This window comes from Polyangiaceae bacterium, assembly GCA_020633205.1.
Lineage (GTDB): Bacteria > Myxococcota_A > Polyangia > Polyangiales > Polyangiaceae > JAHBVY01.
On the sequence record JACKEB010000014.1, the window covers coordinates 20,706 to 47,174 of the forward strand.

Below are 26,469 nucleotides of genomic sequence, written 5' to 3' on the forward strand. Positions count from 1 at the left end.
TGTCATCGCTCCCCCCAGGTGAGGGCTGCACCCGCGCCTCCGCCGTCTGGGAACTCGACCCGCGCCCGCTGTCCAGCGCTGGCAGGGCATCAAGAGTCCGGCTGCGGTCCAGGCGGCTGCGCTCGAAGCGGCAGTCTGTGGGAGGGCGAATGTTCAATCCCATGCGGGGGGCGACACCCGGCTGAGCAGGTGACTTGAGAGAGTCGGTTGCGCTCACGCCGACCTCGGCGCGAGCAGTGGCAATTTCGGGTTACGGGTGGCGTGTGGACGGTCACCGTCCGCGCCAACGCGTCCGAAGACCCTATCTGACCCCATCACCGCCAGCAAGCAGCTTGAGAGTGAGAAGCGTATGTCCATCGCGGGCTGGATTCGAGTCGCGCCGGCGCTGGATCCGATGCGGGTTAGGGTGCGCTTGCCGGTTGCAGCGCTGAAGCCTGTTGGCGCTGCAACCTTCTAGCGCCGCAGCTTCTAGCGCGTGCTGCGGGTTTCCGGCGCTGTCTTCGCAGAAACACGCTTGCTTTGGCTGCTTCCACACTGCCGCGCCAGGGCGCTGTCGTTGGGTGCCCCGGACGGACGGGCTGCTTTGCCGCTGGACGTTTCGATGTCTGACCGACCTGAATCGACATCATCCAGGGACGGGAGTAGGACGCGGGACGTGAAGGATCGCCAACTGCCGAACGACGCGTGTCCGGGACACCGTCGCCGAAACCCCCAACGCATCGCACTCACGGTCAGCACCCTGGCCCTCGCGCTTCTAAGCGGCGGCACTGCGCGGGCGGAGTGGTTTCATCCGGACCTCGAGCGCGCGTCGGCGGAGGTGGAAAGCGCAAAGGGCGCCGAAGGGTACGCTGCCCTGCGTCGGGTTTGGGCGACTTGGGATCGCGCCAATCCGGACCAGGTCGAGCAGGTGCTCCGCTTGGCTAGTGAGAACTCAAAGCTCACGCCTTCGACGCGCGCCTACGCTGCCATGTTGGCTGCCTACGCCCGCGGACGTCGTGGCGATCTGACCGCAAATCGCAAGCAACTTCGCGACCTCGGCTTCGTGGACCGCTGGTTGGTCGTGGGACCTTTCGACAACGAGGGCAAGGCGGGTCTCGCTCAAGCTTTCCAGCCGGAAACAGAATTTGCCTCGGCGATCGTGCTGGGCCGCGCGTACAGCGGAAAGGAGCGACCCGTACGCTGGCGGGAGGCACCGAACGTGTTCTCGTACGGGTTCGTGGATTTGGGCTCGTTGGTACGCCCCGAGCAGAAGGCTTGCGGCTACCTCACGAGCTTCGTGAAGAGCAAGGCAGGCAAGCCGAAGCAGATCTCCGCCTGGGTTGGCGCCAGTGGCGCGTTCAAGCTGTTCTGGAATGGCAACCAAGTGCTCGAAGACACCGCCTATCGCGGCCACGACGCCGAGCGTTTTGCCACCCGGGTGAAGCTGGAGGCGGGCTTCAACAACCTCACCATCAAGGTGTGCGGTGAGGCGAGCGCCCCAGCAGCCACGGTGCGCCTCGCGGATGCGGCGGGGAAGCCGGATGCAGACCTGGAGTTCTCGAACTCGGTTGAGCACAGCAAGCTCGCGGTGAAGAACGCCGCCAAGAAGGTGGAGGTCGTCGCACCCAGCGGTCCGCTAGGTGCGGTGCAAGCCTTCGAGAAGACGATCAGTAGCAAAAAGCCTTCGGCAGCGGCGTTGTACGCCTACGCTGATTACCTCGTGGAAACGGGCGGCGACGACCCAAAGGAGCACTGGGCAAGGGACTACGCTCTCCGCGCGGCTGAGCAGGAGCCCAGCGTCAAGCGACTGCTTCTGGCGGGCGACTTGTCGGAGGACCGAAACAAATACGCAGCCTGGGTGAAGAAGGCGGAAGCGCTCGCGAAGCCCGACGACGTCGAGGTGCTGCTGGCGCGGGCGCGCCTCGCGCGGAGCAGCCCCGCTTGGCGTGACGCGATTCCTTACTACGACAAGGTTCTCGCCCTCGACCCAGACAATCTGGAGGGCCTCGAAGGCCGCATCGAACTCTACAACGAAGCGGGCTTGAAGCGCACTGCGCTAGAGGCGCTCGAGCGCGCCGTCGAGAAGAGCCCGGAGTCGGTGACCTTGCTGAACATGTATGCTTCCCAGCTGCGTGCTCTCGGACGCGCGACGGAAGCCGAGGAAGTGGAGAGCCGCTACGCGGCGCGGCGCTTCGATGACCGAAGCTACCTTGGACAAAAGGTGGACCTCGCCGTTACGCGGCGGAACACCCGCGCAGCCCAGCACTGGACATCCCGCTTGCTCGAGGCGGATGGAGACAGCCTCTGGGCATATGCCGTGAGCGCCCAGACCCAGCGCATGCTCGGGCAGCCCCAGCGCGCTGTCGCCGAATACAAGCGAGCCCTCGATCTGACGCCTGAAGACGTAGGCACCATGCGCGCCCTCGCGGACCTCCACGCGGAGACCGGTAACCGCGAGGAGCAGCTCGCGCTCTTGCGGCAAATCCTGCAGATCCGCCCGCAAGAGCAGGACGTGCGCGAATACGTCGAGCACATCGAGCCCCCCAAACCTCGTTCCGACGAGGCCTATGCGTGGGCCTCCAAGCGTTTCCTCAAGGATCGGCTCGCGCGTCCCAAGGGACAGAACAAGCGCACCCTCGTCGACCTGACAGTGACCACGGTCTACGACAACGGTCTCAGCAGTCAGTTCCGACAGGTGGTGTTCCAACCCCTCACGGACTCAGCGGCCGCTACCTCGCGGCAATTCGGCTTTGCCTACCAAGCTGACAGTCAGCGGGTGCAGCTCCGAGGTGCGAAGGTGTACCGCGCTGATGGCAGCGTAGATGAGGCGATCGAGAGCGGCGAAGCCGCCGCGGACGATCCCAGCATCGCGATGTACACCTCATCGCGCAGCTACTACGTGCAGTTCCCGCGCCTCGAGCCTGGGGACGTGGTCGAGCTGAAGTACCGCATCGACGATGTCACGCCGGTGAACGAGTTCTCGGACTACTTCGGCGCGGTCGAGTACCTGCAGTCGAGCGAGCCCATTGGTCACGCGGAGTACGTGCTGATCGCCCCGAAGAAGCGCAAGCTGTACATCGACACGGTGCGCCTGCCGGGCTTGAAAAAGACCCAAGAGGCCAAGGGCGACCAGCAGATCTACCGCTTCTCCATGGAGAAGGTGCCGGCCATCGTGCCTGAGCCGGCGATGCCGCCGTGGCCTGAAGTCCTCGGCTTCGTCCACGTGTCGACGTTCAAGGACTACAAAGCCATGGGCACCTGGTACTGGGGCCTCGCCAAAGACCAGTTCGATCTGGATGACGAGACGCGCAAGCTCGTTCACGACATCACCAAGGGCAAGACCACGACCCTCGACAAGGTGAAGGCCGTCTACGGCTGGGTGATCGAGAACACGCGCTACGTCGCGCTGGAGTTCGGCATCTACGGCTTCAAGCCTCGCCGCTGTGTGCAGACGGTTGCCCGCGGCTGGGGCGACTGCAAGGACAAGGCGACAGTCATTGTTTCCATGTTGAAAGAGTTGGGCATCAACTCCACGATCGTGATCTTGCGTACCGGCCTACGTGGCGACTTCGCTTCCCAGGTCGCAAGCCTCGCGCCGTTCGACCACGCCATCGCCTACGTGCCGGAGCTCGATCTCTACTTGGATGGCACCGCTGAGTTCACCGGGAGCACTGAGCTGCCAGCGATGGACCTGGGAGCCCTCGGTCTGTTGGTCAATCAAGGGGACAGCAAGCTGGTTCACCTGCCGCAGATCGACCCCAAGTCTGCCGTCGATACCCGCGACATCACGGCTGTGGTGGACGCTGACGGCTCGGCCAAGCTCGAGCTGGCGTATGAGACCAAGGGCACCGGCGCCTCCTCTTGGCGTCGGCGTTACCACGCGGAAGCAACGCGTCGCGCGCGAGTACAGCGCGACCTGGGTCAGGAGTTCCCTGGCATCGAAATCGACGAGGGCAAGGCTGGAATCGTCGCGGGAGACCTCGAGGACGTCGAGCAACCCGTCAGCATGAAAATCAAGGGCAAGGCGCCGAGCTTTGCTCGGGTTGAGGGCAAGCGGCTGAGCATGGCGGTCACGAGCAACTACCGCCTCACTCCTAGCTTCGCCTCACTGTCGTCGCGCAAGCTCGATGTTCCTCTTCCCGCGCTCGGCACCAGCAAGAACACCTTCAGCGTCAAGTTGCCGGCTGGCATGAAGGTGGTGGCGCTGCCCAGCGCCAAGAGCGGGAAGTCCAAGTTCGGCAGCTTCGAGCTCCAGGTGAGCCAGGTCGGCGGTGAGGTGAAGGTGACGAGCACCCTGGTGATCGACGTCGCCCGGGTGAAGAGCAGCGAGTACGCAGAGTGGAAGAAGTTCTGTACCGAAGTAGACAGCGCCTTCGCGCAACGATTGGTGGTGGAGAAATGAGCGCGCGGCTGGCTTTCGTTGCCTGCGTCTGTGGGCTGGCTCTGGTTGGCTGTGGGCACTCGACCCGTGGAGCCAACTCGAGCCTGGATGAGCTGCGGAAGATTGGTCCGACGACCAGCGACCCGAGCGTGGCCGAGCGTTGGTTCTCCGCAGAGCTGGTCTCGCCAGGTGGCGATCCTGGACGCGCCAACAAGGCGCGCGAGGTGCTCGACAAGCTCAACGTCGGATCGGCGCGGGCCCATCTATTGCGCGGCATCGATGACGTGCATCACGGGCGCATGACCAGTGCGTCGGAGCACTACCTCGCCAGCTTGCAGGCGGCGCGGCAGGAGAATGCGCCAGAGTCTCCGTTGATCGCCTGGTATGCCGCCAACGAGGGGCTCGGCTTCCGGCACCTGGCAGGCAAAGACCTGTGGGCGGACCACAAGCAAACCGTCACCACCGCCATCGACTCACCTGGCTTCGTTGGCTGGCGCGCTCGCGCGGAGCTCGTCGATTGGCTGACCGATGAGGCGTGGGCGAGCGCCGACTCCAACGTAGAAGCGCTCACCCGCAAGCAATTCGGCTGCATCAGCGACGTGCGGATGGCCGGTCCGTTTGGCAGGCGAGCTGCGTCGGACACCATTCGTCATTACCCGGCGGAAAAGCCCGGTCCCTGGCCGATGTCCTGGGACTCTGTGCCGGGCACCTCGATCAAGCCACGCCAGCTGAAGGTCGAGTCTCGGGGGTGCAATGTCGCGGTGGACGAGCCGGTGCACTCCGGGATCTTCTATGCGGAGACCTTCCTCGATCTACCAGCAGCCAGGAACCTCATCCTGGTCGCGCAGGGAGCAGTTGCGCTCTGGGTAGACGACCAGAAGGTCCTCACCAGGGATCCGCGCGAGTGGGGTGGTTGGCCGCGTTTCGGCGCTGCCGTGCGCCTCGAAGCGGGCCGCCACCGTGTCTTGGCGCGGCTGACCGAGGGCTACACGTCCATGCGGGTGCTCGAGTCCGATGGCCGCCCTGCAGAAATCAAGGCGTCGACCGACGCGACTGCGCCCTACGCCATCGTGCCACCTCAAGAGCTCGCCGATCCAAACGCGCTGATGCCGTTCGTGAAAGCGGCCAAGAGCGGCAAGGCAGCGACGGAGGGAGACGACCTGTTGCGCCTCATCGCCGCCGAGCTGGCTCATGTGGAAGGTCAAGATGACGTGGCCAGCGTGCTGATTCAGCCGCTGGTGAAGCGACCCACGAAGGCCACCGGCGTGGCGCTGGCGACCGCTGCGGTGTTTGCCTCTGACGACCCCGTCTACGACGAGTCGAAGGGGGACGACTTGGTCCGTAGCCTGCAGGAGGCAGCGGCCAAGCGTGACCAGAAGCTCTGGGCGCCCCGCATGGCGTTGATCTTGCGTGAGGCGAGCACCAAAGGCCTGCCGGAGGCGATCAAGCCGCTGCGCGCCCTCGCCGCGGAGTTCCCGGAAGTCCCAGGGATCTTGAGTACGCTGGCGTCGTTGTACGGTCAGCTCGGCTGGGCGCCCGAGCGGCTCGAGACGATTCAAGAGCTAGGCAAACGTTTCCCGAGGGATCCAGAGACGCTGGCGGTCGTGGCAACGGCTTACGACGACCGGGGCGATTTCGAGAAATCGGACGAGCTGGTGAAGCGAATCCTCGAGCTCTCGCCAGACAGCGAAATTCGGCTAGACCGAGCCCTCGCACGCCAGGATTACGCCGCTGCGCTCGTAGAACTCAAGCGTCTCGGCAAGCGACGCCCGGACCGCAAGGACATTGCTGAGCGCATCGAGGACGTATTGGTACGCGCTGGCAATACCTCCGAGACTTGGAAGAAGCTCGAGGCGGCCATCAAGAAGGAGCCGAAGAGCGGTCGCGCCCGCCTCGAGCTGGCTGACGCGCAGTTCGCCACCGGCAAACACGGGGCGCTGCGCAAGGCGTTGATCGAGGCCATCGAGGCGGGGGCAGACTACAGCGACATCGCCGACGCCATCGACTTGATCGAGGGCGTGACCGAGCTCGAGCCCTATCGCGTGGATGGGCTGAAGGTGATCGCGGACTATGAGGCGAGCGGCGAAGAGATGGACGGCACCGCCGCGCGCATCCTCGACTACTCGGCCGTCGCGGTCCGTGGGGACTCTTCAAGTCGCATGCTGAGCCACGAGGTGGTGCGGATTCAGAGCCCGGAAGCCATCGGTCAGTTCGCTGAGCAGAGCCCGCCTGAAGGCATGGTGCTGCACATGCGGGTGATCAAGAAGGACGGCAGCATCCTCGAGCCGGAGTTCGTCTCGGGCAAGCCGACGGTGACCATGCCGCACCTCGAGGTGGGCGACTACATCGAGACCGAAAACATCGTGTCGCGCTACGGGGATGGTCAGAGCGGGCGCGCCTACTACGGACCTCGCTGGTTTTTCCGAGAGGAAAACATCGCCTACTGGCGCAGCCAGTTCGTGCTGATCTCTCCTAGCGACAAGGACCTGGTGATCGAGACTCGTGGCCAGGTGCCGCCACCTACGATCGAGAAGGATACGGGGCGCGAGGTACGCACCTGGCTCGTCACGAAGAGCCCCGCCGCGCCGGTCGAACCCCTTAGCGCCCCGGCCTCGGAGTTCCTGCCGTCTGTCCACGTGGGCTGGGGTGTTAGCCTCGACGATCGGCTCCGCAACCTGAACGACTCGGCGATCGATCTCACTCCGATGGATCCACGGATTCAGGCCATCGCCGCGAACATCGTGGGCTCGACCCGCGCGACGACCGACCAGGTCAAGAAGCTCTACCACTGGGTGATCGCCAACATCGAAGAGGGCGACGAGAGCGACGGACGCCGCGTCATCGTCGGCAAGCAAGGCAACCGCTGGAAGGCGTTCATCTTGCTGTGTCAGGCGCGGGGCATTCCAGCGAAGTACGTCGTCGCGAAGAGCCGCATCACGACCCCGAGCATTGGGCCGCTCTCGAAGGTCACTGACTACACCACTGCAGTGCTCCGCGTTCAGCCCGCCAAGCAAGCGGATGTGTGGCTGACCCTGGACAGCAAGTACACGCCCTTTGGCTACATCCCCGACTCAGTGCGTGGCATGCCCGGCTACGAGCTCGGCGGAGAAGCCCCCGTGAAGGTGGAGCTCCCCAAGGAGGGCGTGCTCGATCTGATTGAGCACCTCGGAAGCGTGAAGCTCCAGAAGAACGGTTCGGCAACGCTCGAACTCACCCAGCGCTACCATGGCAAGTACGCTGTCGGGCTGAGAGCAGGGCTAGCGCAGGTGCCCGAAGCCCAGCTGAAGGACATCATCGAGTCGAAGTTGCTCGCGAAGGAGCTACGTGGCGCTCGTCTGATCAAGTTCGAGCTGAAGCACCTGGACGACGTCGATTTCCCCTTGGAAATGGTGATGACGGCGGAGATGAGCGTGTTCGCTCAGCTGTCCGCCGGCGCGCTGGTCATCGATCCGCCGTTCTCACCCCGTGTAGCACAGCTCGCGGCGTTGCCCGCGCGGCAGACACCGCTCTTCTTCGGCGACGCGACCCACATCAAGAGCGAGCTCTCGATTCAGCTACCCCCGGGCATGCACGTCGACGGTCAGCTGCCGAAGTTCAGCGGGAGTTTTCAGCAGCACGAGGGCCGGGTGAGCGACTCCGTCGAAGGCTCGACACTCAAGCTGTCTCGGGATCTCTACCTGGCGTCTGGCCGCGTCCAACCCGCGGACTACGCGAAGTTCCAGAGCTTCGTGCGGCAGTTGGACAACGCGCTGAACAGCTCGATTCGTATTCGCTAGCCGCCGCAGGCTCCTGGCTACAAACGAAGAAAGAGGCGACGGCCTGAGCCGTCGCCTCTTGTTCTTGCAGACGTCAAGCGGCTACTTGGTCTCTTCGGCCAGGCGCTTCGCGATGCGAGTCTTCACGGCGCTGTAGTCTTTGACGAGTTGCTTCCAAGTTTCGATGCGCTTCTTACGCTCGGGGCCGGTCTCCGCGTAGGCTTTGGACTCTGGCTTCGCTGCGGCGCCCTCGTAGTCGGTCCACTTCGCGATCGCGTCGTCGTAAGCCTTCGCTCGCTCCTTGGTGTCAGCGATCAGAAACTGCACCTTGGCGCGAAGGCGGGGGTCATTGCCCGAGTAGCGCAAGGCGTCTGCCAGCGACGCCTCGGCAGCTGGCAGGTCACCTTTACCGCGCTGCGCCTCTGCCATGCGGTAATGCCCCAAGGCGTTCTGCGGTTCCTTGGTGATGGCCTCACGGAAAGCCGCGATCGCTCCGTCGAAGTCGCGCGCGATGTAGGCGCTGTTTCCGCGATTCACCGCTTCCCAGAAGGGGCTGATGCCCTTCACACCGTCGGGGTCGCGCTTGACCTCGCCAGAGTCCGCCTTTGCGTCCTTCTTTGCGGTGCCTTGCGCCAGACTCGAGCTCGCGAAGCCAGTGCCGACCAATAGGCAGGCGAGGGCCACGGCTCGAACTCCCATTCGACTCGTCGTACGCATCGGAACCGCAAGTTACCACGGGCTGCAGTGCTTTGACTCCCCGCGACCACACGCCTGCGACGTCCTTCCGATGGTCGAGATAAATTGTGAGCAATATCAGTGACTTGAGCGCCACGGGTGGGCAGCGAGCTGGGTTTGCTCGGGGTGCAGGCGAACTTGGACCGCTTGGCGTCGGGCCGCAGTTCTGCCGCGTCTCGGGCTGTCAGCAATGCGCTGCCAGTGATAGTGACCCCCAGTGAGCCGCGAGGTCCGAGACTATCCCTGGGAAGCTCTGGAGCACTTGGGCCGGGAAGAAGTGCGCGCGTGTCGCGGCATGCGCAGGAACCTCGAGCGCGTCTTTCGCTTCGGAAAGTGGGCGCGTGCGCTGGGGGAACTCCTCGGCGCCGATGTTGACGGCGTCTTCCAAGGCGTCGAGCTGCTACGGGTCCGAGAGCCCGCAGATCTCGCCCTGAGAGACATCGCGCTTTATTTCCGCACGGAGCCTAATGTCGCGCGTCTCGGCTTCACGTCGAGCGCCGAGCTCGGCAGCGTGCTGCTCTCGCGCCTGTTGGGCCAGCCCTGGCGTATGTCTCGCCCCGACGCCCCGCTCGATGCCATTGCCCACGGCGCGCTCAGCTCCCTCTTGATCGAGGCGGCGAGGCGCGTAGGGCACGACTCGGCGCTCTCAGCTTGCGCGCCCTGGCACGCCGCCAAGGTACTCTGGGCGGAGCTCACGCTGCTGGTCGATGGCAGCCCTTACTCGGTCTTCGCTTGGTGCGAGCCGTTGACGCTGCCCTCCGTGGGCCAAGCCCGGCCACTCGAAGACCTTGGCTGGCTGCCCCTCGAGCTGCCTCTCGTCGTGGGCACGAGCCTGTGTGACCGCGAGCTCTTGAAGATCCTAGAAGTTGGCGATGCATGGATCCCTGGGGAATCGCTCTGGCTGAGCTCGCATCATGGTTCACTTCAGGGGCACGCCGCGCTGGTCGCACCGGACAGCGATATGGGGGCGCGGGTGGAGCTTGAAGCGGGGGGCGGACTGCGTGTCGTTGGAACGCTGCTTCCGGTACCTCTCGACGTGGAGCAGGCGCCGCCCTCCCATAGCGACCTCACTCCTGCAGCCAACCTTTCGCGCACAGCCGGCTACGGCTCGCTTTCTTCCAACCAGGATCTAGAATCGGAGAACGTGATGACGGAAGACAAGTCAGGTCAGTCCCCCGTGGGACAGTCGGCGCTGGACGCGCCTCTGGTTATCCGTGTGGAACTGGGCAGCGTAACGCTCAGCGCGCGAGAGTGGGCAGAGCTTCAGGCGGGCGACGTGATCGAGACCACGCAACGCGTCTCGGAGCCGGTCGTCCTGCGTTGTGCGGGACGGGAAATCGCTCGTGGGGAGCTGGTAGAAGTGGAAGGTCAGGTGGGGGTGAGGATCACTGAAATGGTCACCGGGAACAGCCAACACGGAGCGTCTCAAGCATGAGCTTCTTCCAGCATTCTTCGTCACGCGGCTGGCTCTCCCTGGCGCTCGCCTTGGGAGTGTGCGCCGGCGGCTGCAAAGAGGACCCAGCGCCCGGCGCCACAGCGAGCGCCAGCGCCACCGAAGTGGCGAGCGCTGCTCCTCCCCCCAAACCCAAGCCCTGGTACGAAGGCGACTGGTCCGGCGAGTACGACGCGACGCACTACCTGATCGAAATGGAGGCGAAGGACGGCGCCATCCGCAACTGGAAAGATGACGACGGTAAGTCGGAAGCCGGCAAAGGCAAAATCAGCCTCACCATCGATGAAGCAGGGGAAGTGAGCGGGAAGCTCTCCGGACCCTTGGGTGAGATGTCGGCAACCGGCAGCGTGGAGGGCGAGACCCTGAGCGTGCGCCTCACCCCCGACGCCGAAGACGCAAAGATTACCACTGCATATTTCCTTGCGGATAAAAAGGGGGAAGGCTTGGAAGGTAAGCTCCAAGCGTCCTCTGGTGACAGCCTGATGGTGCGCGACGCAAAGCTGACACTGGCCAAAGGCGGCGCCGGAGCGGCCAAGGCGCCCGACGCTCCCGCAGCGCCGGAGGCCCCAACGCCTGCTCCATCAGTCACGGCGGAGTAACGAGCCTCAGTGCCGCGCGTTTTGTATGATGTTTCCGTTCTGCGCACCGGTGCGCGCACGCGCGGTATCGGTCGTTATGTAGCGAGCTTGGGGGAGGCACTGGCGAGCGAAGTGCGGGGCTACCCGCTGGAGCTCACGGCGCTCGAGTCCTTCAGCTACCTCGGTGCACCTGTCGCCAACGGGGACGTGAAGCAGGCGATCGCTCGCGTGGGGTCGGCACCGCGAGAGACCCACGCTGCCTGGGCGTATCGCTTGCGGGTGAGCCTCGGACGGGCGCTGAAACAGCTTGCTCCGGACTTGCTCCATCAAGGTCACCCTAACGCAACGCCCCTTGGCAAGCTGAGCTGCCCGAGAGTGGTCACGGCGCACGATCTAATCCCGCTGCGGTATCCGGACCGCTACCTCGACTACCGCGACGGCTGGTACCCAGGCAGGCTGCGGCTCGATCATCGGCGATACGCTTCCGCCGACCACGTCATCGCCATCAGTGAGACCACCGCGAATGACTTAGTGACCCTCTTGGGTATTTCCCCAAAGAAAATATCGGTGGTCTACAACGGTGTCGACCTCGGACTGTGGAGTCCGGAACCCGACGGTGGAGATCGTCAGGTGCGCGACAAGTTTGAGTTGCTCGAGAAGACCTACGTGCTCTACGTCGGTGCGGGTGACTGGCGAAAGAACTTCGACGGGATGCTCTCTGCGGTGATCGAGGCGCGACGCTTGGCGCCAGAGCTCGAGCTGGTGCTGGCCTGGGCGGCGGAGCTCGACGAAGGGACACAGCGCAGGATTGCCGATCGACTGGCTGAGGCGGATGCTCCTGGGGCGGTGCAGCTGTTGGGTTTCGTCAGCGACGCGGAGCTTGGATCGCTGATGCGTGGCGCGGCTGCGCAGCTCTTCGTGTCTCGGGCAGAAGGCTTCGGCTACCCGGTGGTCGAGGCCATGGCTGCAGGCTGTCCGGTGATCACGAGCGACGTGTCGAGCATGGCGGAGGTCGCGGCAGATGCGGCGATCACCGTGGACCCTGAAGATCACGCAGCGATCGCCCGCGCCATCGTCACACTCGCGGACAACGCCAGTGAGCGTCGGCGCTACAGCGCCGCAGGTGTCGCCAGAGCGCGCCACTTCAGCGTTGAGCGCATGGCCCGGGGCACCCTCGACGTCTACGACAGCCTCACCCGATGACGGTAGAGTTCCGGTGTTGCCGTCACCGAGTCGATTGATTGCCCGGCGCCACGGATGGGTAACACTCCGAGCCTGATGACAGACACCTCGGTTGCAGCGCGCCTGTTGGCAGTGCGAGCCCGCGTGCGTGAAGCCGCGGTGCGCGCCGGGCGTGACCCGGAGAGCGTGAAGCTCCTCGCCGTCTCGAAGAAGCAGCCAGTAAGCGCCATCCGTGAAGCGTACGCGCTGGGTCAGCGCGATTTTGGCGAGAGCTACGCTCAGGAGCTTGCGACCAAAGCCGACGAGTTGAGCGACCTGAAGGAGATCCGTTGGCACATGATCGGGCACCTGCAACGGAACAAAGCAAAGCTCGTGGTGCCCCGTGTGGTGCGCGTGTGCAGTGTCGACTCTGAGCGCCTGCTCGCTGAGCTCGCAAAGCAGAGCGAGGCGTGCGAAGGCGCAGCGGGAAGAGCCAAGACGCTCGAGGTGCTGCTGGAGGTCAACCTCGGAGGCGAAGCGAACAAGTCTGGCGTCAGCCCTGACGCGTTGCCGGACTTGCTGCAGGCGGCCCGCGCCTACCCAAGCCTCGAAGTGCGTGGGTTGATGGCGATTCCCCCCCAGACCGATGATCCACAAGGAGCCCGCGGGTTCTTCGAGAACCTGCGCGAGCTGCGCGATCGCGTCGGCGGAAGCCGAGCCTTGCCGGAGCTGTCGATGGGCATGAGCGGCGATCTCGAGGCGGCAGTGCTTGCTGGGTCGACCGAGGTGCGCGTCGGCACTGCCATCTTCGGTGAGAGGCACGGATGAAAGCGTCTGACCGCCAGCCGTCTCTTCTTGCCGCGCGGCAAGGAAAGCAGAGCGGCGAAGCACCACTGGCGGACCGCATGCGGCCCCGCAGCCTCACGGAGGTCGTTGGTCAGCAACAGCTGATCGGCGAGGGCAAGCTACTTGCGCGGGCGATACGTGACGACCGCCTGCCGTCGATGATCCTCTGGGGCCCGCCGGGGTCCGGCAAGACCACGCTGGCCCATGTGATCAGCGAAGTCACTCGCTCGGAGTTCGTTCCGTTCAGCGCGGTGCTCGGCGGCGTGGCAGAGCTCCGTACCATCATCAAGGAAGCGCGGGAGCGCCGGGACTATCAAGGCAAGAGCACGATCTTGTTCGTCGATGAGATCCATCGCTTCAACAAGAGCCAGCAAGACGCCTTCCTGCCTCACGTCGAGAACGGCACCATTCGCCTGATCGGCGCCACGACAGAGAACCCGTCGTTTGCCGTGAATGCCGCGGTGCTCAGTCGTTGTCGTGTGTTCCGCCTGGAGCAGCTATCGAGCGCCGACATTGTAAGCCTGCTCGAGCGCGCGCTCACCGACGAGGTGCGCGGCTTGGCGACCATGGCGTTACCCCCCAGTGCACCGCGGGAGGTGCTGGAGACGATCGCCGTCGCGGCTCAAGGCGACGCCAGACGCGCTCTGGGATTGTTGGAGACGGCTGCGTCGCTGCGGGAGCCGAACCAGCCAGCCATCGACTCGGATCTGGTGGAGCAGGCGATCGGCGGACCGACGCTGCTCTACGACAAGAGCGGCGAAGAGCACTACAACGTGGTGAGCGCGCTCATCAAGTCCATGCGCGGCTCCGACCCCGATGCGTCGATCTACTGGCTGATGCGCATGCTCGAAGCGGGCGACGATCCGCTGTTCGTGTTGCGCCGCTTGATCATCTTCGCGAGTGAAGATGTTGGGAACGCAGATCCGCGAGCGCTGATGGTCGCGGTCAACGCGGATCAAGCCTTTCGCCGTATGGGGATGCCGGAAGGGCTATACCCCATCGCCCACGCGTGCTTGTACCTCGCCAGCTGCCCCAAATCGAACTCGGTGGGCCGCGCGTTTTCCGCCGCGCGTGAGGCGATCAAGCGACACGGCGCGTTGCCCGTACCGATGTCACTGCGCAACGCCTCCACCAAGCTGATGAAGCAGGAAGGCTACGGCGCGGGCTACCAGTACCCCCATGACCACGCCGGAGGCTGGGTCGATGCGGATTACCTCCCGGAAACAATTTCGGGTGCCAGGTTCTACGAGCCGAGCGATCAAGGCCTGGAAAAGGCGATTGGCGAGCGCCTCGAGCGGCTTCGCAGCGCAAAGAACAAGTGACTACTTCTTCAGCTCGGTGTTGCCTTCCAGCTTGAGCTGCTTGCCGCCGCCGTTCAGCTGTAGGTATGCGCCGCCCGCCGTGCCTTCGAGGCGGCCGACTTCCTTCTCGCTTGGATCGACGATGATGACTCGCCGCGCGTACATCGTCTCCACGTGAGAGGTGACGCCGTTGCAGCCCGCGAAAAGGGCGAGCACGCCAACGATCAGCAGTTTGAGACGGAAGTTCGAGCGCTCCAGCTTTTCGATGCGCGATTCGAGGGAGTCCATCGCGTCAGAATACCGCCTGAGCGTGGATCCCCGAAGCGTCGTCTAGGCGGCTGGAGTTCTGGTAAGCGCGGAGTTCTGGCAAGCGCGGTGTGCCGGCGTGCGTTGAGCGCGGCTGAGGTTGCCGTGCTTCAGTTTGCGGCGTAGCGCTGCTTGAAGTCTTCGAGCGTGTCCTGCAGGCCCGCCTCGAAGTCGATGCATGGTGCGTAGCCGAGCGCGCTACGAGTGCGGTCGATGTCCGCGCAGGAGTGGGCAACATCGCCAGCTCGCAGTTCCGCAAATGCGGGTTTGACGTCCACATCCAGGGTGCGGCACATCGCAGCGAGCAAGTCGAGCAAGCTCGTCTGATGCCCCAAGCCGACGTTGAAGACGTCACCCATGAAAGCCGCATCATGCGTTGCCGCGAGGAAATTAGCTAGGACGACATTGTCAACGTGGGTGAAGTCTCGGGTTTGAGAGCCGTCTCCGAAAATGGTCGGCTGCTTGCTCGAGATGAGCGCCTTGGCGAACGCGCTGATAACCGCCGCATAGGCTGAGTTCGGGTTCTGGCGGGGACCGTACACGTTGAAGTAGCGCAGGTTCACGCTAGAGAGCCCACTCACGCGGCCCCAGGCTTGGCTCTGGAGCTCAGCGGCGACTTTGCTGGCAGCGTACGGCGACCAGCAATCCGGCGCGTCGGTCTCCTTGCTCGGGAGGCTAGGTGTCTGACCATAGGCTGCGGCGCTCGACGCCAGCACGACACGCTTGGCCTTGGCGCGGCCAGCGCTCTCGAGCACATGCTGGCAGCCTAGATTGTTGATGCTGTAACAGCGCGCGGGCTGCTCCACGCTCTCCGGGACGGAGACCATCGCTGCCTCGTGAAACACGTAGTCAACGTCTACAGATGCTCGCTCCACCAGCGTCGCGTCCTCGACGGAACCCTCGAAGAACTCGTAGTCGATGCCTTCCAGGTTCTCCAGGAAGCCGCCTGACAAGTCATCCAAGATACGCACGCTTGCTCCGAGCGAACTCGCGCGCCGCGCAAGGTGAGAGCCGATGAAGCCAGCTCCTCCGGTGATGAGCACGCGTGCGCCGCGCAGTTTTTCGAATGCTGGGAAGTGGGGCAGGCTCTGGGATTCCATGCTTGGTTCCGCGGGGCAATGTCTCTGGTGCGCGGTGGATGGTGGGCGCTTTGGCGCGGGTTCGGGTTTGCTCGCCCTGGATTCAGGGGTTCGTGACCTCGCCGATGAACGGCAGGTTGCGGTACTTTTGCGCCCAGTCTAGGCCGTACCCGATGACGAAGCGGTCTTCGATGGTGAAGCCCAGGTAGTCGATTGCGACCTTCTTCTTTTCTCGCGCCGGCTTGTGGAGCAAGGAACAGATGCGCACGCTGGCAGGGCTGCGAGTCTGAATCTGCTGCAGCAGGTAGTGCAGCGTGAGGCCGGTATCCACGATGTCCTCGACGATGAGCACGTCCTCGCCCGCCAGGGGCGTGCTCACGTCTTGAGTGATCTGCACCACGCCGGAGCTCTTGGTGTCTTCTCCGTAGCTGGAGAGGCCCATGAACTCGATGCGCAAGGGAATGTCGATGGCGCGAGCGAGATCCGCCGCGAACACGAAGCTGCCCTTTAGAATGCATAGCAGCACCAGGTTGCGCTTCTGGTAGTCGCGGCTGATCTCCGCGCCCAGCTCTTTGACGCGGGCGTGGATTTGCTCGGCGGTGAAGATGGTCTCGATGCCGTCGGTCATGTGCCTGAGCTACCGAGCGTGTGAGCTGCCGTCAAACCCGGGGTGAGGTGGACCTGGCTATGGCGTCGCTTTGGCTGCGAAGGGCGGCTGCGCCGGTAGTTCTCTCCCCCGATCCCCCCAGGCGAAGCCACCGTAGTAGAGCGTCCCGTTGACCAAATTCAGCTCCAAGCTCCCGGCGTCGTCGATGCGCCAAATCTCGGCGCCGCTGGCTTGGATCCGTTCCAGCGCCTCTTGGTGTGGGTGACCGAAGCCGTTGCGTACCCCGCATGAGATCCCGACAAGCGCGGGAGCGACGTGCTGCAGCAGCTCTGCGCTGCTCGAAGTGCGGCTGCCGTGGTGCCCAGCCTTCAGCCAGTCCGCCTGGAGGTCGCCGCCGTGTTGCTCGAGGAGCTGCGCTTCTTGGGCCGCCTCTGCGTCACCCGTGAACAGAAAGCGGCGTTTGCCGACGCTCAGGCGGAGCACGATGGAGTTGTCGTTTGCGTCGAGCTCCGGGGAGCCGGGACAGGGACCCAAGACTTCCAGCAAGTAGCCGCGATCGGGGTGCCCTCCAGCGGGGTAGCGTGCGCATAGTTCCTCCGCGTGACGGACCCGCGGGCCGCTGCGTAGCAAGCGTTCGTAGGTCTTGCCGCCGGGAAACGAACTGTCCCAAATCTCGGCGACTTGAGCTTCTTGGAGCACGCTGGGCAAGCCTCCGTAGTGGTCGGGATGTGGGTGCGTGATGAGCACCACGTCCACGCGGCGTCGCCGCCGGGCTCGGAGCACTGGCAAGATCACGCGCCGACCAGGGTCGAATCCGGCCTCTGGCTGAGCTGAACCACCGCCATCGATCAGCATGAGCTTGCCATCAGGCAGATCGACCAGTGCGCTGTCGCCCTGGCCCACATCGAGCTGGGCGATGCGTAGCTCGCCGCGAGGACGGGACTGATAGCGAGCCAGTGCTTCCGCACCCACGCTGCCCAGCACCAGTGCAGCTACCCAAAGCCAGGTCGCGCGCCAGCGCCTCCGCCACGCGGCGAGCAACGCGCCGAGCCCGGTGCAGCCCAACACCCAGAGGTGCGCTGCGGTGGGCGGCGGAACCGCGAAGGCCATGCTACGAGCCGCGGCGCTCCAGTGGGCCACTTGGCGCACCACGAGCAGCGCGCCACCCGCTGCCTTCGCCATGCCTTGCTCCAGCACCGGAACTGGTGCCGCGAGGATATGAGCCAGGCAAAGGGGTAAGGCGATGATCTCACCCAGCGGGGCCGCGACCACATTTGCCAGGATCCCCGCCAGCGTCAGATCCGGGCTCAGCACCGCCAAGAGCGGCGCGCAGGGCAACATCGAGCCGACCGTGGCCATGATCGAAGCCGCCAAATAGCCGATGACCTTGCTCTTCTTGGTGATGCTCCAGGTCTCTGCCCAGGCCAGCGCCGGGGAACCAATGCAGACCAAGCCGACAGTCGCCGCAGCGGAGAGCAAGAACGACACGTCGTAGCAGACCAGCGGATCGACCAGCGCGCCCGCTACGAAAGACCAGCCGAGGCTACGCGCTGGCCCCGCACGTCGCTCCAGGGCGCGCGCCGCGAACACCGCACACAGCATGAAGGCGGCGCGCCAGGCAGATCCGCTGCCACCGGCGTAATCGGCGTAGGCAAGCGCCAGCGGGCAACCAATCAGCGCGGCGATGCGACCACAATGATACCGTGAGGAAATGAACGTAAGCCGGGTGAGCAGCGCCTGTAGCGCCGTCACCAAGCTCACCACCGCGAACACCAAGTGCGTGCCGCTGACGGCGAGCAGATGCGATAGGCCACTCTTGCGAAACGCACTGTCGTCCTCGGCGTCCAAGTCGTTTTCACCCAACACCAAGGCGCGAGCCATCGGCGCCGCGAGAGGATCGAAGGTCTGGGTGATGCGCCGTCGCGCGTAGCCGCGCGCGCCGTCGATGCGGTGTCCAATGCCGCGGCCAGGTCGCTCGATTTCGAGAGACAGTACGGAGCCGCTCAGCGTCACTCCGCCTCGGGCGGCGCCTGGACGCGGATCCGGCAGCTCGAGGTTCCTCAAGATCTGCACTGGCGAGAGCTGACTCACGACGTGGATCTGGTCGCCGCGGCCGAGGCTGTCTGGCCCGCCGTATAGCCGCACCACCTGTGTGCGGGGCAGCTGCCTCGCGTCGCACTCGAGCTCGAGTCGTGCAGTGACTCCCAGGCGATCACCGCGCAGCACTGGAGACGCGATGACCTCGCCGTGGCCGATACAGCGTGACCCTGGCACCACCCAGGCGCGCGCCTCGTGCCACGCGCGATCGTAGTCGCCCAGCGTGAGCGATGCGCGAGCGGCCCCCAGCAGTACAAATGGGACCACTAGTGCGCGAGTCGGCCAACGGGTGTGACGCCAGGTGAGCAAGAGCAAGCTCAACACGGCGACGATGAGCCACCTCGGGTGAGTCACCGCAACGCCGCCCAGCGCGAGCGCGCCTCCCAGCATCAGCACCGGGTCGACGCGTTTATTTCCTTGAGGATTTGTTTTCGATGCGCTTGGAGCCTGTTGCAGCTCTAACTCACTGCGGCTCCCAGGAGTCATGGGTAGCAAGCTGCAAGATCGAGGCCGCTCGAGGATCACCCCGAGGAGCCGTTTGCCGCTGCTTCGAGGGGTGGCGGCCAACGGCGACTGGCGACACCCGCTAGCTGCTATGCTCGAGCGCGTGTTGGGGAATTGGGGGTGACGACCAAGCCAAGCTGCCCTTCAGCGTGCGCAGCTATCGAGTGCGCTTGGGGGAAACCCGCGGGGGCACGACGATTCACTACTTCGAGCGGGTGAGTCGGGTGTTCGTGATCTTGCCCATCGACTCGGGCAGCCACGCGCTGTGCACGGGGTACTTGGAGTACGACGTGCAAATGCACGACGGCGAGCTCCAGAAGGTGCTCGCCGTCTGCCAGTCGCTCGCGCCGCTGCGCTGACTACTGCCCTAGCTGGTCGACGTAGTAGCAGTTGGAGTAGTCGGAGCCTTCGAGCACCGGATTAGAGCCGATGCAGCCGAGACCACGATAGCCCACGTCGCGGTCTCCGGAGATGAACACCGTGGTGTGGTAGAGCGGCAGTAGGTCCCAACCGGCCCAGCTGAGTTCCGCTGCGGCAGGCTCCCCATCGTCGACCGTTAGATACTCGAGGTGGTTCTCAGAGCTGATGAACGAATTGCTCGGGTCACCAAAGGTGTAGTCACCGAGACCCTGGGGCGGACCGTCCGCAACATGTGCGGCGACCCTGATGTTATCCGCGCGGAAAGTGGCGTTCTGAATGCGGATCTGGCTGCCGCCGAAGCCTGGGTCGATCGGATCCGGGTCGACCTCAGGGATGACCCACATCTGGTCCGCCTCGTGGGAGTAAGGCACGCTGAGGAACGTGAAGTAGTGCCCGTCCCCGGTGGTGTTGATCGCCGGACCGCCCGCGGCGCAGCTGCCCGTCGCCTTGGTGAAGTAGAGCGGCTTCTGCTTCAGCGGCAAGTAGCGCGAGAGCTTGTCCAGGCCTTCAAACTGTTCTGGCTGATAGCCATTGGCCTCCATCAAGCCAACGGGTTCCCACGCAGGCTGCTCCCCACTGTCGTCCTGGTAGGCGACGCAGAAGTCACCCGTGGCTTCCTGACCTTGGACATAGCCGACGCGCACGTAGTACTCGGCCTGCGCGCACTCTGGGGTCGTGGTGTACTCACCGCAGTTACGCCCCACGCAGTTCCACTCGCCGTTTTCGCAGGTGCATTCCGTAGGGAAACATTCGTCGGCGGGGGTGTCACAGTACTGGTCGTTGTTGCAACCGTCTTGCTGGCAGCCCGCAGGGTTGGGGGTGAGGCAAGCCGAGCTTCCGCTGCTTCCTCCGCTGCCCGCCGTTCCCGCGTTCCCACTGGAGCCGGCACTGCCGCTGGAGCCGCCATTGCCAGCATTGCCACTCGAACCAGCATTGCCGCTCGAGCCGCCATTGCTCCCGCCCACTCCAGCGCTGCCACCAGAGTCAGCCCCAACCGGTTCGAGCGTTGATTTACCGCACGCCAAAAGCAGTGCTGCAGAGCTCAAAGCGAGCAGAGGAGCCGTAAGCTTGAGAGGTCTCTTGAAGTAAGTCGTCGTCATACCCCTGAATGGCCGCCGGGCGCCGAGACGGCTCACCAGCGATCGCTACTTGCAGACCTTCGCGACGAAGCTGCCGGTCATCTTGTCGTTGGCGGTCATCACACCGCTGACCGTGCCCACCCAGACGTCATCGTTCATCTCGCTGAACTTCACTTCCAGCTTGGAACTCGAGTTGCCGCTGTTGGTGGTGCGTCCGTTCAGCGGATAGTAGATGGTGTAGCCAGGTGTGATCGCTTCAGTCGTCCCGGGATTGTCCCACACCCGAAGCTCCACGGCGAAGCCTGACCCCATGTCCCCCCCAAACTTGTAGGGCAGCTTGTCGCAGCTGGCTGCGGCCTTCGCGTCGACAAATGCGAGCACATTGGTGCCTGGAAACGCGAATGCCTGGGTACCGCTGATCTTGATTGGTTCCTTGCTGGCAAACGGGGCGACGACCTCGAGACTGACGTTTGGGCCGGCGGCGGCGGGCGGCTGGCTGGCTGCAGCTTTGGTCTCCGAGCCGGCGGGCTCACCCTCGGGCTTGTTGCATGCGACGACGCAGCATGCTGCGATCAGTAATGTGTTGAGCTTTTTCATCCTCTTCTCCCGAATGCTCCAATTCGCGCCTCGGAGGCGCGAATCAGCGAAAAGTCGCGCTCCAAGGCGCGAACACCGATGGCTGCCGGTTCGCCCAGGCGGCGCGAACTCGGCCGCGAAACGCTAGCTTCGGAGGTGCCCGAAGACTCGTCGCAACATGTCGCAAATCGGCTTTGGAGCGGAGCTAGACTCTCCGTTCATGACCCTGCGTATCTCCCTGATTGATGGATACGTAGACGGGGCCAGTCGCTTGGTGTTCCGGGGTGAGCGGCGAGTGCGGCTGACCCAGAATGAGGTCGACGTGTTGCTGCGCCTGGTTCAGGCGGAGGGAGTCGTCTCCCGTCAGGAGATCAATGTCGACGTGCTGGGGAACGCTCCCCAGGTCCTCACGCGCGCGGCGGATAACGTGGTTGCTCGTCTGCGCAAGAAGCTCGAACGCGATCCCGCCGAGCCGCTTCACATCTTGACGGTGCAAGGTGTTGGCTACCGCTGGCACTCATCCGATTCTTCAAGAACGGGGAGTGACGGCAATCTGGCGGTTGGTCGGGACAGTCTGATCGCGGAGCTGCTCGACGCGTGTCGTCCCGGAAGCTTGCTAGTGGTTCATGGGGTCCCGCGAGTAGGGACGTCGCGAGTGCTGCGCGAAGTGACGCGGCGCTTGCCCAATCCCGTCATGGGTTGTGACCTGCGCCACCGATCCGGCCTTCGCAACGCCCTGTGCCGGACGCTTGAGTGTGAGCCAAACGCGGTCGAAAGCGCGATCGCGCGTTTGCCCAGTGGCGTGGTGTGGCTGGACAATCTGAGCGCGTTGGATCCTGAGCTTCATCACCTCTCTTCCTGGGGTGAGAGCAACCCTAGGCTGACCCGGCTGGTGACGAGTCGGCGAACTCTCGACCTAGAAGCCGCGCAGCACGTTCGGGTCAAGCCGCTGAGCTTCTCCTCTGGGTTGGACTACGTCTCGCAGAAGCTTTCTCGGCTCGACGTTGCCGCAAGGAATGAAGAAGTAGCCCCTTTGGTTCGTGCATGTGGGGGCTGGATGCAGGCGCTGAATCAGCTCGTGCACAGCCTTACGGCCCTGACCTGTGCAGAGGTTTCCGCGTTGGTCGGCCCTTCCAACGCGTCGGGTGGCGAGCGGCACCAGCTCCTCGAGGAACTATGGAGCGGGCTGCTCGAGGGGGAACGCGACGCGTTGCTTCGGCTGTCTGCCTTTGCGGGACCCTGGGACCTCGAGCTCGGCCGCTCGATGGGCGTCGGGGGCGAACTGGTCGCACAATTGGTGGATTCGGCGCTCGTCGAGCGCGCTGCAAACGCGTCGGGTTTCGTGGTGTGGCCACCGCTACTCTCCCACCTCGCCAATCAATATCACCGCGGAAACAAGTGGGGGGGGATCGCTACGACCCATGCGCGAGTTGTGCTCGAATCAAGAGCGAACTCAGCGGAGCTGCGTCTCGCGATGGGACGGCTCTCGGGCACGTTGCGCGCGCAGCTTGCGTTCGCTCTCGCCCGCAGCGTCGAGTCAGCCCTCGAGCGCACCACGCTGGTGGCAGCGTCGGTGGATCTGCTTGGGGAGAAGGAGCGCCACCTCGCGCAGCTCGAGCTAGCGCGCTCGCTCAGCGTCCTGGGGCGCCACGAAGAGGCCCTGGCCGTGCTTGGGCGGTCACGGTCGGAAATGCCGTCGGAGCTTCAAGCCTTGACGTTGGTCGCGGAGGCGGACGTTCGGCGACAGACTGATCCTCGCGGATCCGAGCAACTGCTGCGAAATCCCTTGCTCCAGGGAAACAGCCAACTGGCGCCGAGGGTACTGCGTCAGCTGGGAGTGCTCGCACTCGAAGGGGGCGAGTCCAGAAAGGCGCGAAATCAGCTCCAGCGGGCCTACGTTGCCGCGGAGGCTGCGGGCGACGATGCCTTGTGCGGCACGATCCTGACGGACCTTGGGAACTTGTGCCTCGATTCGGACCTGGTCGAGGCAGCACGCTGTCTGGAGCGTGCAGGCATGTTGTTCAAGCAGCTCGGAGATCCTGCACGGCAGATGTACTCCCAGTCGAACCTCGGGTTTGCGCTGCATCTCATGGGGGACCTGGATCGAGCCGAATCACTACAGCGGGAAGCGCTGGCGGAGCACGACCGGGTTGGGAATCGGCGCTTCATCGGCTTTGCGCGCGCCGCGCTCGGAGCCATTTCACTCGAGCGCGGGCACTTGGTAGATGCAGAGCAACACTTGCTCGCGGCTCGGGAGATCCTGGAGGAAGTCGACCCGACCTATCAGCACTACGTCGAGGCGCGCCTGGCGATGCTGCAGCGCGCGCTCGGGGCATCCCCGGAAGCAGACGCGGTCCTGAAGCGGGTCGAGACTTTCTTGGGTCAGCGTCGGCTCGTGGATGCTCTGGTTGACCTGGAGCACTACCGAGGTCTGCTCACTCAGGGGCCGCGCACGGCCTTTGGACGCCTCGGTCAACGACTTAGCTTGGTGCAGAGTGACCACAGAGTATTACCGGGAGGAAATGCTACCAAGCATAGCCCAGGCTGAGCTGGGTCAGTATCCACGGCTTTCCCCACTCCGCGACCTCTTCTCCAGCGAACGCGATGGGCGTGTCCGGCAGACCCAAGCCGATGGCCCCGGCGCCTCGCACCAGCCACGCTTCAGTGAGTGCATACGCGGCTGCCCCTTCCAAGAACGGCACCCAGCGCAGCCCGTCGACACTGCGGCCAAAGCGGGGCGACTGCGCGTCTCCCTCGGCTCTCACGTAGGCCGCCAACACGCCCGCACCGAGCTGGAGCTCGACCTTCTCGAGCGGGAACACCCTTGCGTAGCTGTGCAGGCCAGCCATCCACGCCTCGAGTTGGGCTTGGTCGCCGCCATCGGAGATCGTGGCTTTGGCGAGGGGCAGCACCGCTAGCGCTCCGAGTCCCAGACTGGGCAGGGCACGATAGTCGAACGCCAGCGTCCCCTGAGGCACTACGTCACTCGCGTGTTGTCCGAGACCGATGCCCATTGCCGCGAAGAAACGACGTTCGTTACGCGGGCGCGCGGGTTCTGGTGCGCCCGCTCGAGGGGGTGCTGTGTTTCGAGGTGGCGAAGGCGGCTCTTGAGGAACGCTCACAAGAGGTGGATTGCTCGGCGCTGGGGGGCCTTGAGCAGCGGCCTGCTGTGCCGCTGCCTCCGCTGCTTTCGCTTGCACGTAGACCGGTTGCAGTAGCGCGCGCAGACGCTCGGCGATGCGCAGCGTGGCGGTGTCGGCGTCTTCGTCTGCGGTCTTCGCGTCATCCCGCACCACGCTGGAGAGCTCGAACTTGCCGCTCTCTCCGAGTAGCCAGAGTTCCACCTGAGGGGGATCGTTGCGCACGTAGACGACCGCCGCGGTTTGCTCTGGTAATTGCGTCTCGGGGCTCTCAGGCTTCTCCACTTCGAAGCCGACGCTCTCGATCTCCGCGGCGAGACGGCGTTCGAAGCCGGTGTCTGATTCCGCGATGAAGCGAATGCTCGCGGCGTAAGCCGCGCCTTCAGAAATCCAGAGCCAGGCCAGAGCAACCAGCGCCAACCGAGTTACAGTCAGCGAAAGCCTTGAACGCCCTCGGGTCATTCTCCGCCGATACTACGGGCCAAGCCGGCGTGCGGTCCACCGGGGAAGCGCTTCAAGTATTGCGCGGCGTGCGCTGCCGCGTTCGTCTGGTCACCCTGGCGGTGTTCGCTCTCCATCAGGCGCCCCAATGCCTCCTGCGCAAGGCCGCCGCCGGGGCGCTCGCTCAGGTAGGCGCCGAACCAACGACGCGCGCTGCTGTAGTCGCGCGCGCCATCGAACGCCAGACGGCCCAGCTGGAAGGCGGCGGTGGCCGCTGCGTTCGAACCGCCGAAACGTTGCCGTGCGGATAGATAGGCCTCGCTGGCGCGTGAGGGGTTGCCCGCCAAACGCGCGACGTTGCCGAGCTCGAGCACCTGGTCGGCCCCGAGGCTGGTGCACAGGCTGGAGAAGCCGCTCGCTTCAGCTGCGGCCAACGCGGGCTTGAAGCGGCCGGCGCGGGCGAGTGCTTGCCAGTCTTCCTCCGTTACTGCTGCGGCAGGCGCGCTGGCGCTGGGTGCCGTAGCGGTGGCGCTCTTGCTCTGAGGGGGCGCTTCTTGTCCACTCGCCGCCCTGGGGACCGCGTTCTCCGTCTTGGCGACCGCAGCGGCCGGCTTGGGTGCGGCGCTCCCAGCGCTGGTGTCCGATGCCTCGGACACCCGTTGCGGCGCGCAACTGAAGCTGCCGCTCTCTTGTCCGCTGAGTGCGCGGGGCTCGCTCAGGCAACTGCCGCTGATGCGGACTGAGCCATGGCGCATGTTTACGCTCAGCGCTTCTGCTTTGGCATCCCAAGTTGCGTCGAACTCCGTTCCGGTGACGAGTACCTCGAACGGGCCAGCAGCGATCACCCAGTGATTGTTTTCGCGGGGAACCACTTCTGCGTGGAGCGTGCCAGACTCCAATGCGAAGTCTGCACCGTGTTCGCCGAAGGTGATTACGCGGCCTCGAGCGTTCGCTTGAAGTGTGAGACGACTCCCGTCAGAGAAGGCGAGCGCCTTGTTTTGCTCTGCGCTGGCGATCCAAGCGCCTGCTGTGACCGCCTCGCCATCGACGGCTGCTGATAGCGGCACCTCGCGCATGAAGAACCAAGAGACGAGCACTGCCGCGGCCGCGCCCAGCGCGCCCGCGAGGAAATTCTTTGCGTATTCAGCACGCGCCGCGGTGCGCCGCTCCTGGCTGCGGCGCCCTAGCTTTTCGTGGATGCTCGCCATGCGCTGCTCGACGCTGGGTTGCTCCCGCGCGTCGGCTTCCGCGTCTTGCAGCTCGCGGATCTGCCGAGACAGCTCTTGGAGATCGCCGCTCATGACTCCCTCCCCCCCAACCAATCCTGAAGGAAAGGATTCGTGGCGGCCAGCACCACGAAGCGTTCCCGCGCGGATTTGAGGCGTCGCTTGGCGGTGGCGAGGGACACATCGGTCAGCGCGGCGACCTCTGTGAGTTCCATTCCCTCTACCCACCGCAGGGCGAAGGCGATGCGAAGGTCCACGTCGAGCTTGCCCAGCACATCGTAGAACGCGTGGTAGGCGTTCAAGAGTTCCGGCGACGCCGTTGGAGCGGGCGGTTCTGGGAGCTCTTCTGGGGCACTGAACAACAGCCAACTCCGGCGCCGCCGCTTGCGCAACGCCTCGCGAGCGACGAACACCGCAAACGCCGCGAGCCAACTCCGGAGGCCGCTCGGCTCCTCGATTTGATCCACGCGGCAAAGCGCCCGGATAAACACTTCCTGCACCAGATCCTCAAGCTCCGAGTGGCGCCCCAGGATGCGCGTCAGCACCCGCTCCACGTAGGCGCCGTGGTCCTCGAGCAGCGCCCGCTGGGCCCAGGCTTTCCCCGACTGTAGGCCCCGCACCAACTGCTCGAGCTCGGCGCTCTCGTCCAAAATGGCGAGAGCGCTCGGCGCGGGCTGGAGTCGGTGAACCGGGGCGGGCATGGATCTTCGCTTTGAAATGGCCGCTAGGGGCCTCCACGGCTCAGCATTCTGGAGTTTCTTCCGGATGCCAATGAGCTGGCGCGGCGCCCAGCGTCAGCGGAATG

General features: G+C 64.6%; 19 protein-coding genes. 9 read left to right on the forward strand and 10 right to left on the reverse strand.

Annotated elements, in window-relative coordinates; genetic code table 11:
• Positions 1–655 precede the first annotated feature (655 nt).
• Positions 656–4,381 (forward strand): DUF3857 domain-containing protein, encoded by a 3,726-nt coding sequence (locus tag H6718_20140; protein MCB9587724.1) that lies wholly within the window; start codon positions 656–658, stop codon positions 4,379–4,381.
• Positions 4,378–8,136, forward strand: coding sequence for a hypothetical protein (locus tag H6718_20145; protein ID MCB9587725.1), 3,759 nt, complete (start codon positions 4,378–4,380; stop codon positions 8,134–8,136). The genes H6718_20140 and H6718_20145 overlap by 4 nt, the downstream gene beginning before the upstream one ends.
• Before the next feature lie 81 nt (positions 8,137–8,217).
• Here H6718_20145 and H6718_20150 read toward each other — a convergent pair whose 3' ends face one another.
• Complete coding sequence (locus tag H6718_20150; GenBank protein ID MCB9587726.1) at positions 8,218–8,814, reverse strand: tetratricopeptide repeat protein; 597 nt, start codon at positions 8,812–8,814, stop codon at positions 8,218–8,220.
• Positions 8,815–9,067: 253 nt separating this feature from the next.
• On the opposite strand from H6718_20150, the gene H6718_20155 reads away from it, so the two are divergent.
• The 5 genes from H6718_20155 (at position 9,068) to H6718_20175 (ending at position 14,210) form a co-directional block, all read left to right on the forward strand.
• Positions 9,068–10,285 carry a FliM/FliN family flagellar motor switch protein gene (locus H6718_20155; GenBank protein ID MCB9587727.1) on the forward strand — a complete coding sequence of 406 codons (1,218 nt, stop codon included), beginning with the start codon at positions 9,068–9,070 and terminating at the stop codon, positions 10,283–10,285.
• Positions 10,282–10,902 carry a hypothetical protein gene (locus H6718_20160; protein MCB9587728.1) on the forward strand — a complete coding sequence of 207 codons (621 nt, stop codon included), beginning with the start codon at positions 10,282–10,284 and terminating at the stop codon, positions 10,900–10,902. The genes H6718_20155 and H6718_20160 overlap by 4 nt, the downstream gene beginning before the upstream one ends.
• A 9-nt stretch (positions 10,903–10,911) precedes the next feature.
• Positions 10,912–12,084 carry a glycosyltransferase family 4 protein gene (locus H6718_20165; GenBank protein MCB9587729.1) on the forward strand — a complete coding sequence of 391 codons (1,173 nt, stop codon included), beginning with the start codon at positions 10,912–10,914 and terminating at the stop codon, positions 12,082–12,084.
• A gap of 75 nt (positions 12,085–12,159) precedes the next feature.
• Positions 12,160–12,870 carry a YggS family pyridoxal phosphate-dependent enzyme gene (locus H6718_20170; GenBank protein ID MCB9587730.1) on the forward strand — a complete coding sequence of 237 codons (711 nt, stop codon included), beginning with the start codon at positions 12,160–12,162 and terminating at the stop codon, positions 12,868–12,870.
• Positions 12,867–14,210 (forward strand): replication-associated recombination protein A, encoded by a 1,344-nt coding sequence (locus H6718_20175; GenBank protein MCB9587731.1) that lies wholly within the window; start codon positions 12,867–12,869, stop codon positions 14,208–14,210. The genes H6718_20170 and H6718_20175 overlap by 4 nt, the downstream gene beginning before the upstream one ends.
• Here the strand turns inward: H6718_20175 and H6718_20180 are convergent, their stop codons facing one another.
• The 4 genes from H6718_20180 to H6718_20195 form a co-directional block, all read right to left on the reverse strand.
• Complete coding sequence (locus H6718_20180) at positions 14,211–14,477, reverse strand: hypothetical protein (protein ID MCB9587732.1); 267 nt, start codon at positions 14,475–14,477, stop codon at positions 14,211–14,213.
• Positions 14,478–14,605: 128 nt separating this feature from the next.
• Entirely contained in the window at positions 14,606–15,595 is a 990-nt protein-coding gene (locus H6718_20185) for an NAD-dependent epimerase/dehydratase family protein (protein ID MCB9587733.1), read from the reverse strand.
• Positions 15,596–15,677: 82 nt separating this feature from the next.
• Complete coding sequence (hpt, locus tag H6718_20190; protein ID MCB9587734.1) at positions 15,678–16,202, reverse strand: hypoxanthine phosphoribosyltransferase; 525 nt, start codon at positions 16,200–16,202, stop codon at positions 15,678–15,680.
• Between the two features lie 57 nt (positions 16,203–16,259).
• Positions 16,260–18,764, reverse strand: a complete 2,505-nt coding sequence (locus tag H6718_20195) for a DNA internalization-related competence protein ComEC/Rec2 (GenBank protein ID MCB9587735.1) — start codon at positions 18,762–18,764, stop codon at positions 16,260–16,262.
• Positions 18,765–18,931: 167 nt separating this feature from the next.
• On the opposite strand from H6718_20195, the gene H6718_20200 reads away from it, so the two are divergent.
• Positions 18,932–19,141: a hypothetical protein gene (locus tag H6718_20200; GenBank protein ID MCB9587736.1), complete on the forward strand. Its 210-nt coding sequence runs from the start codon at positions 18,932–18,934 to the stop codon at positions 19,139–19,141.
• Here H6718_20200 and H6718_20205 read toward each other — a convergent pair whose 3' ends face one another.
• Positions 19,142–20,248 (reverse strand): hypothetical protein, encoded by a 1,107-nt coding sequence (locus H6718_20205; protein MCB9587737.1) that lies wholly within the window; start codon positions 20,246–20,248, stop codon positions 19,142–19,144.
• A 99-nt stretch (positions 20,249–20,347) separates the two neighbouring features.
• The gene (locus H6718_20210; GenBank protein ID MCB9587738.1) at positions 20,348–20,878 is read right to left on the reverse strand and encodes a hypothetical protein; all 531 of its coding nucleotides are present in this window, start codon (positions 20,876–20,878) and stop codon (positions 20,348–20,350) included.
• A gap of 157 nt (positions 20,879–21,035) precedes the next feature.
• On the opposite strand from H6718_20210, the gene H6718_20215 reads away from it, so the two are divergent.
• The gene (locus H6718_20215; protein ID MCB9587739.1) at positions 21,036–23,405 is read left to right on the forward strand and encodes a winged helix-turn-helix domain-containing protein; all 2,370 of its coding nucleotides are present in this window, start codon (positions 21,036–21,038) and stop codon (positions 23,403–23,405) included.
• On the opposite strand, the gene H6718_20220 is transcribed toward H6718_20215, so the two are convergent.
• Genes H6718_20220 through H6718_20230 form a run of 3 tightly spaced genes read right to left on the reverse strand, consistent with a single transcriptional unit; the run spans position 23,383 to position 26,365 of the window.
• Positions 23,383–24,459 (reverse strand): hypothetical protein, encoded by a 1,077-nt coding sequence (locus H6718_20220; GenBank protein ID MCB9587740.1) that lies wholly within the window; start codon positions 24,457–24,459, stop codon positions 23,383–23,385. The genes H6718_20215 and H6718_20220 overlap by 23 nt on opposite strands.
• Positions 24,456–25,739, reverse strand: a complete 1,284-nt coding sequence (locus H6718_20225) for a FecR domain-containing protein (GenBank protein MCB9587741.1) — start codon at positions 25,737–25,739, stop codon at positions 24,456–24,458. The genes H6718_20220 and H6718_20225 overlap by 4 nt, the downstream gene beginning before the upstream one ends.
• The gene (locus tag H6718_20230) at positions 25,736–26,365 is read right to left on the reverse strand and encodes a sigma-70 family RNA polymerase sigma factor (protein ID MCB9587742.1); all 630 of its coding nucleotides are present in this window, start codon (positions 26,363–26,365) and stop codon (positions 25,736–25,738) included. The genes H6718_20225 and H6718_20230 overlap by 4 nt, the downstream gene beginning before the upstream one ends.
• Positions 26,366–26,469: the final 104 nt, after the last annotated feature.

Bases quoted from the DNA above. Each gene is read 5' to 3' on its own strand.
- H6718_20150 (MCB9587726.1), bottom strand. From the start codon at position 8,814: ATGGGAGTTCGAGCCGTGGCCCTCGCCTGCCTATTGGTCGGCACTGGC.
- H6718_20160 (MCB9587728.1), top strand. From the start codon at position 10,282: ATGAGCTTCTTCCAGCATTCTTCGTCACGCGGCTGGCTCTCCCTGGCG.
- H6718_20220 (MCB9587740.1), bottom strand. From the start codon at position 24,459: ATGACCCGAGGGCGTTCAAGGCTTTCGCTGACTGTAACTCGGTTGGCG.
- H6718_20210 (MCB9587738.1), bottom strand. From the start codon at position 20,878: ATGAAAAAGCTCAACACATTACTGATCGCAGCATGCTGCGTCGTCGCA.
- H6718_20225 (MCB9587741.1), bottom strand. From the start codon at position 25,739: ATGAGCGGCGATCTCCAAGAGCTGTCTCGGCAGATCCGCGAGCTGCAA.
- H6718_20195 (MCB9587735.1), bottom strand. From the start codon at position 18,764: ATGACTCCTGGGAGCCGCAGTGAGTTAGAGCTGCAACAGGCTCCAAGC.
- H6718_20170 (MCB9587730.1), top strand. From the start codon at position 12,160: ATGACAGACACCTCGGTTGCAGCGCGCCTGTTGGCAGTGCGAGCCCGC.
- H6718_20175 (MCB9587731.1), top strand. From the start codon at position 12,867: ATGAAAGCGTCTGACCGCCAGCCGTCTCTTCTTGCCGCGCGGCAAGGA.
- H6718_20145 (MCB9587725.1), top strand. From the start codon at position 4,378: ATGAGCGCGCGGCTGGCTTTCGTTGCCTGCGTCTGTGGGCTGGCTCTG.
- H6718_20215 (MCB9587739.1), top strand. From the start codon at position 21,036: ATGTCGCAAATCGGCTTTGGAGCGGAGCTAGACTCTCCGTTCATGACC.
- hpt (MCB9587734.1), bottom strand. From the start codon at position 16,202: ATGACCGACGGCATCGAGACCATCTTCACCGCCGAGCAAATCCACGCC.
- H6718_20185 (MCB9587733.1), bottom strand. From the start codon at position 15,595: ATGGAATCCCAGAGCCTGCCCCACTTCCCAGCATTCGAAAAACTGCGC.
- H6718_20230 (MCB9587742.1), bottom strand. From the start codon at position 26,365: ATGCCCGCCCCGGTTCACCGACTCCAGCCCGCGCCGAGCGCTCTCGCC.
- H6718_20180 (MCB9587732.1), bottom strand. From the start codon at position 14,477: ATGGACTCCCTCGAATCGCGCATCGAAAAGCTGGAGCGCTCGAACTTC.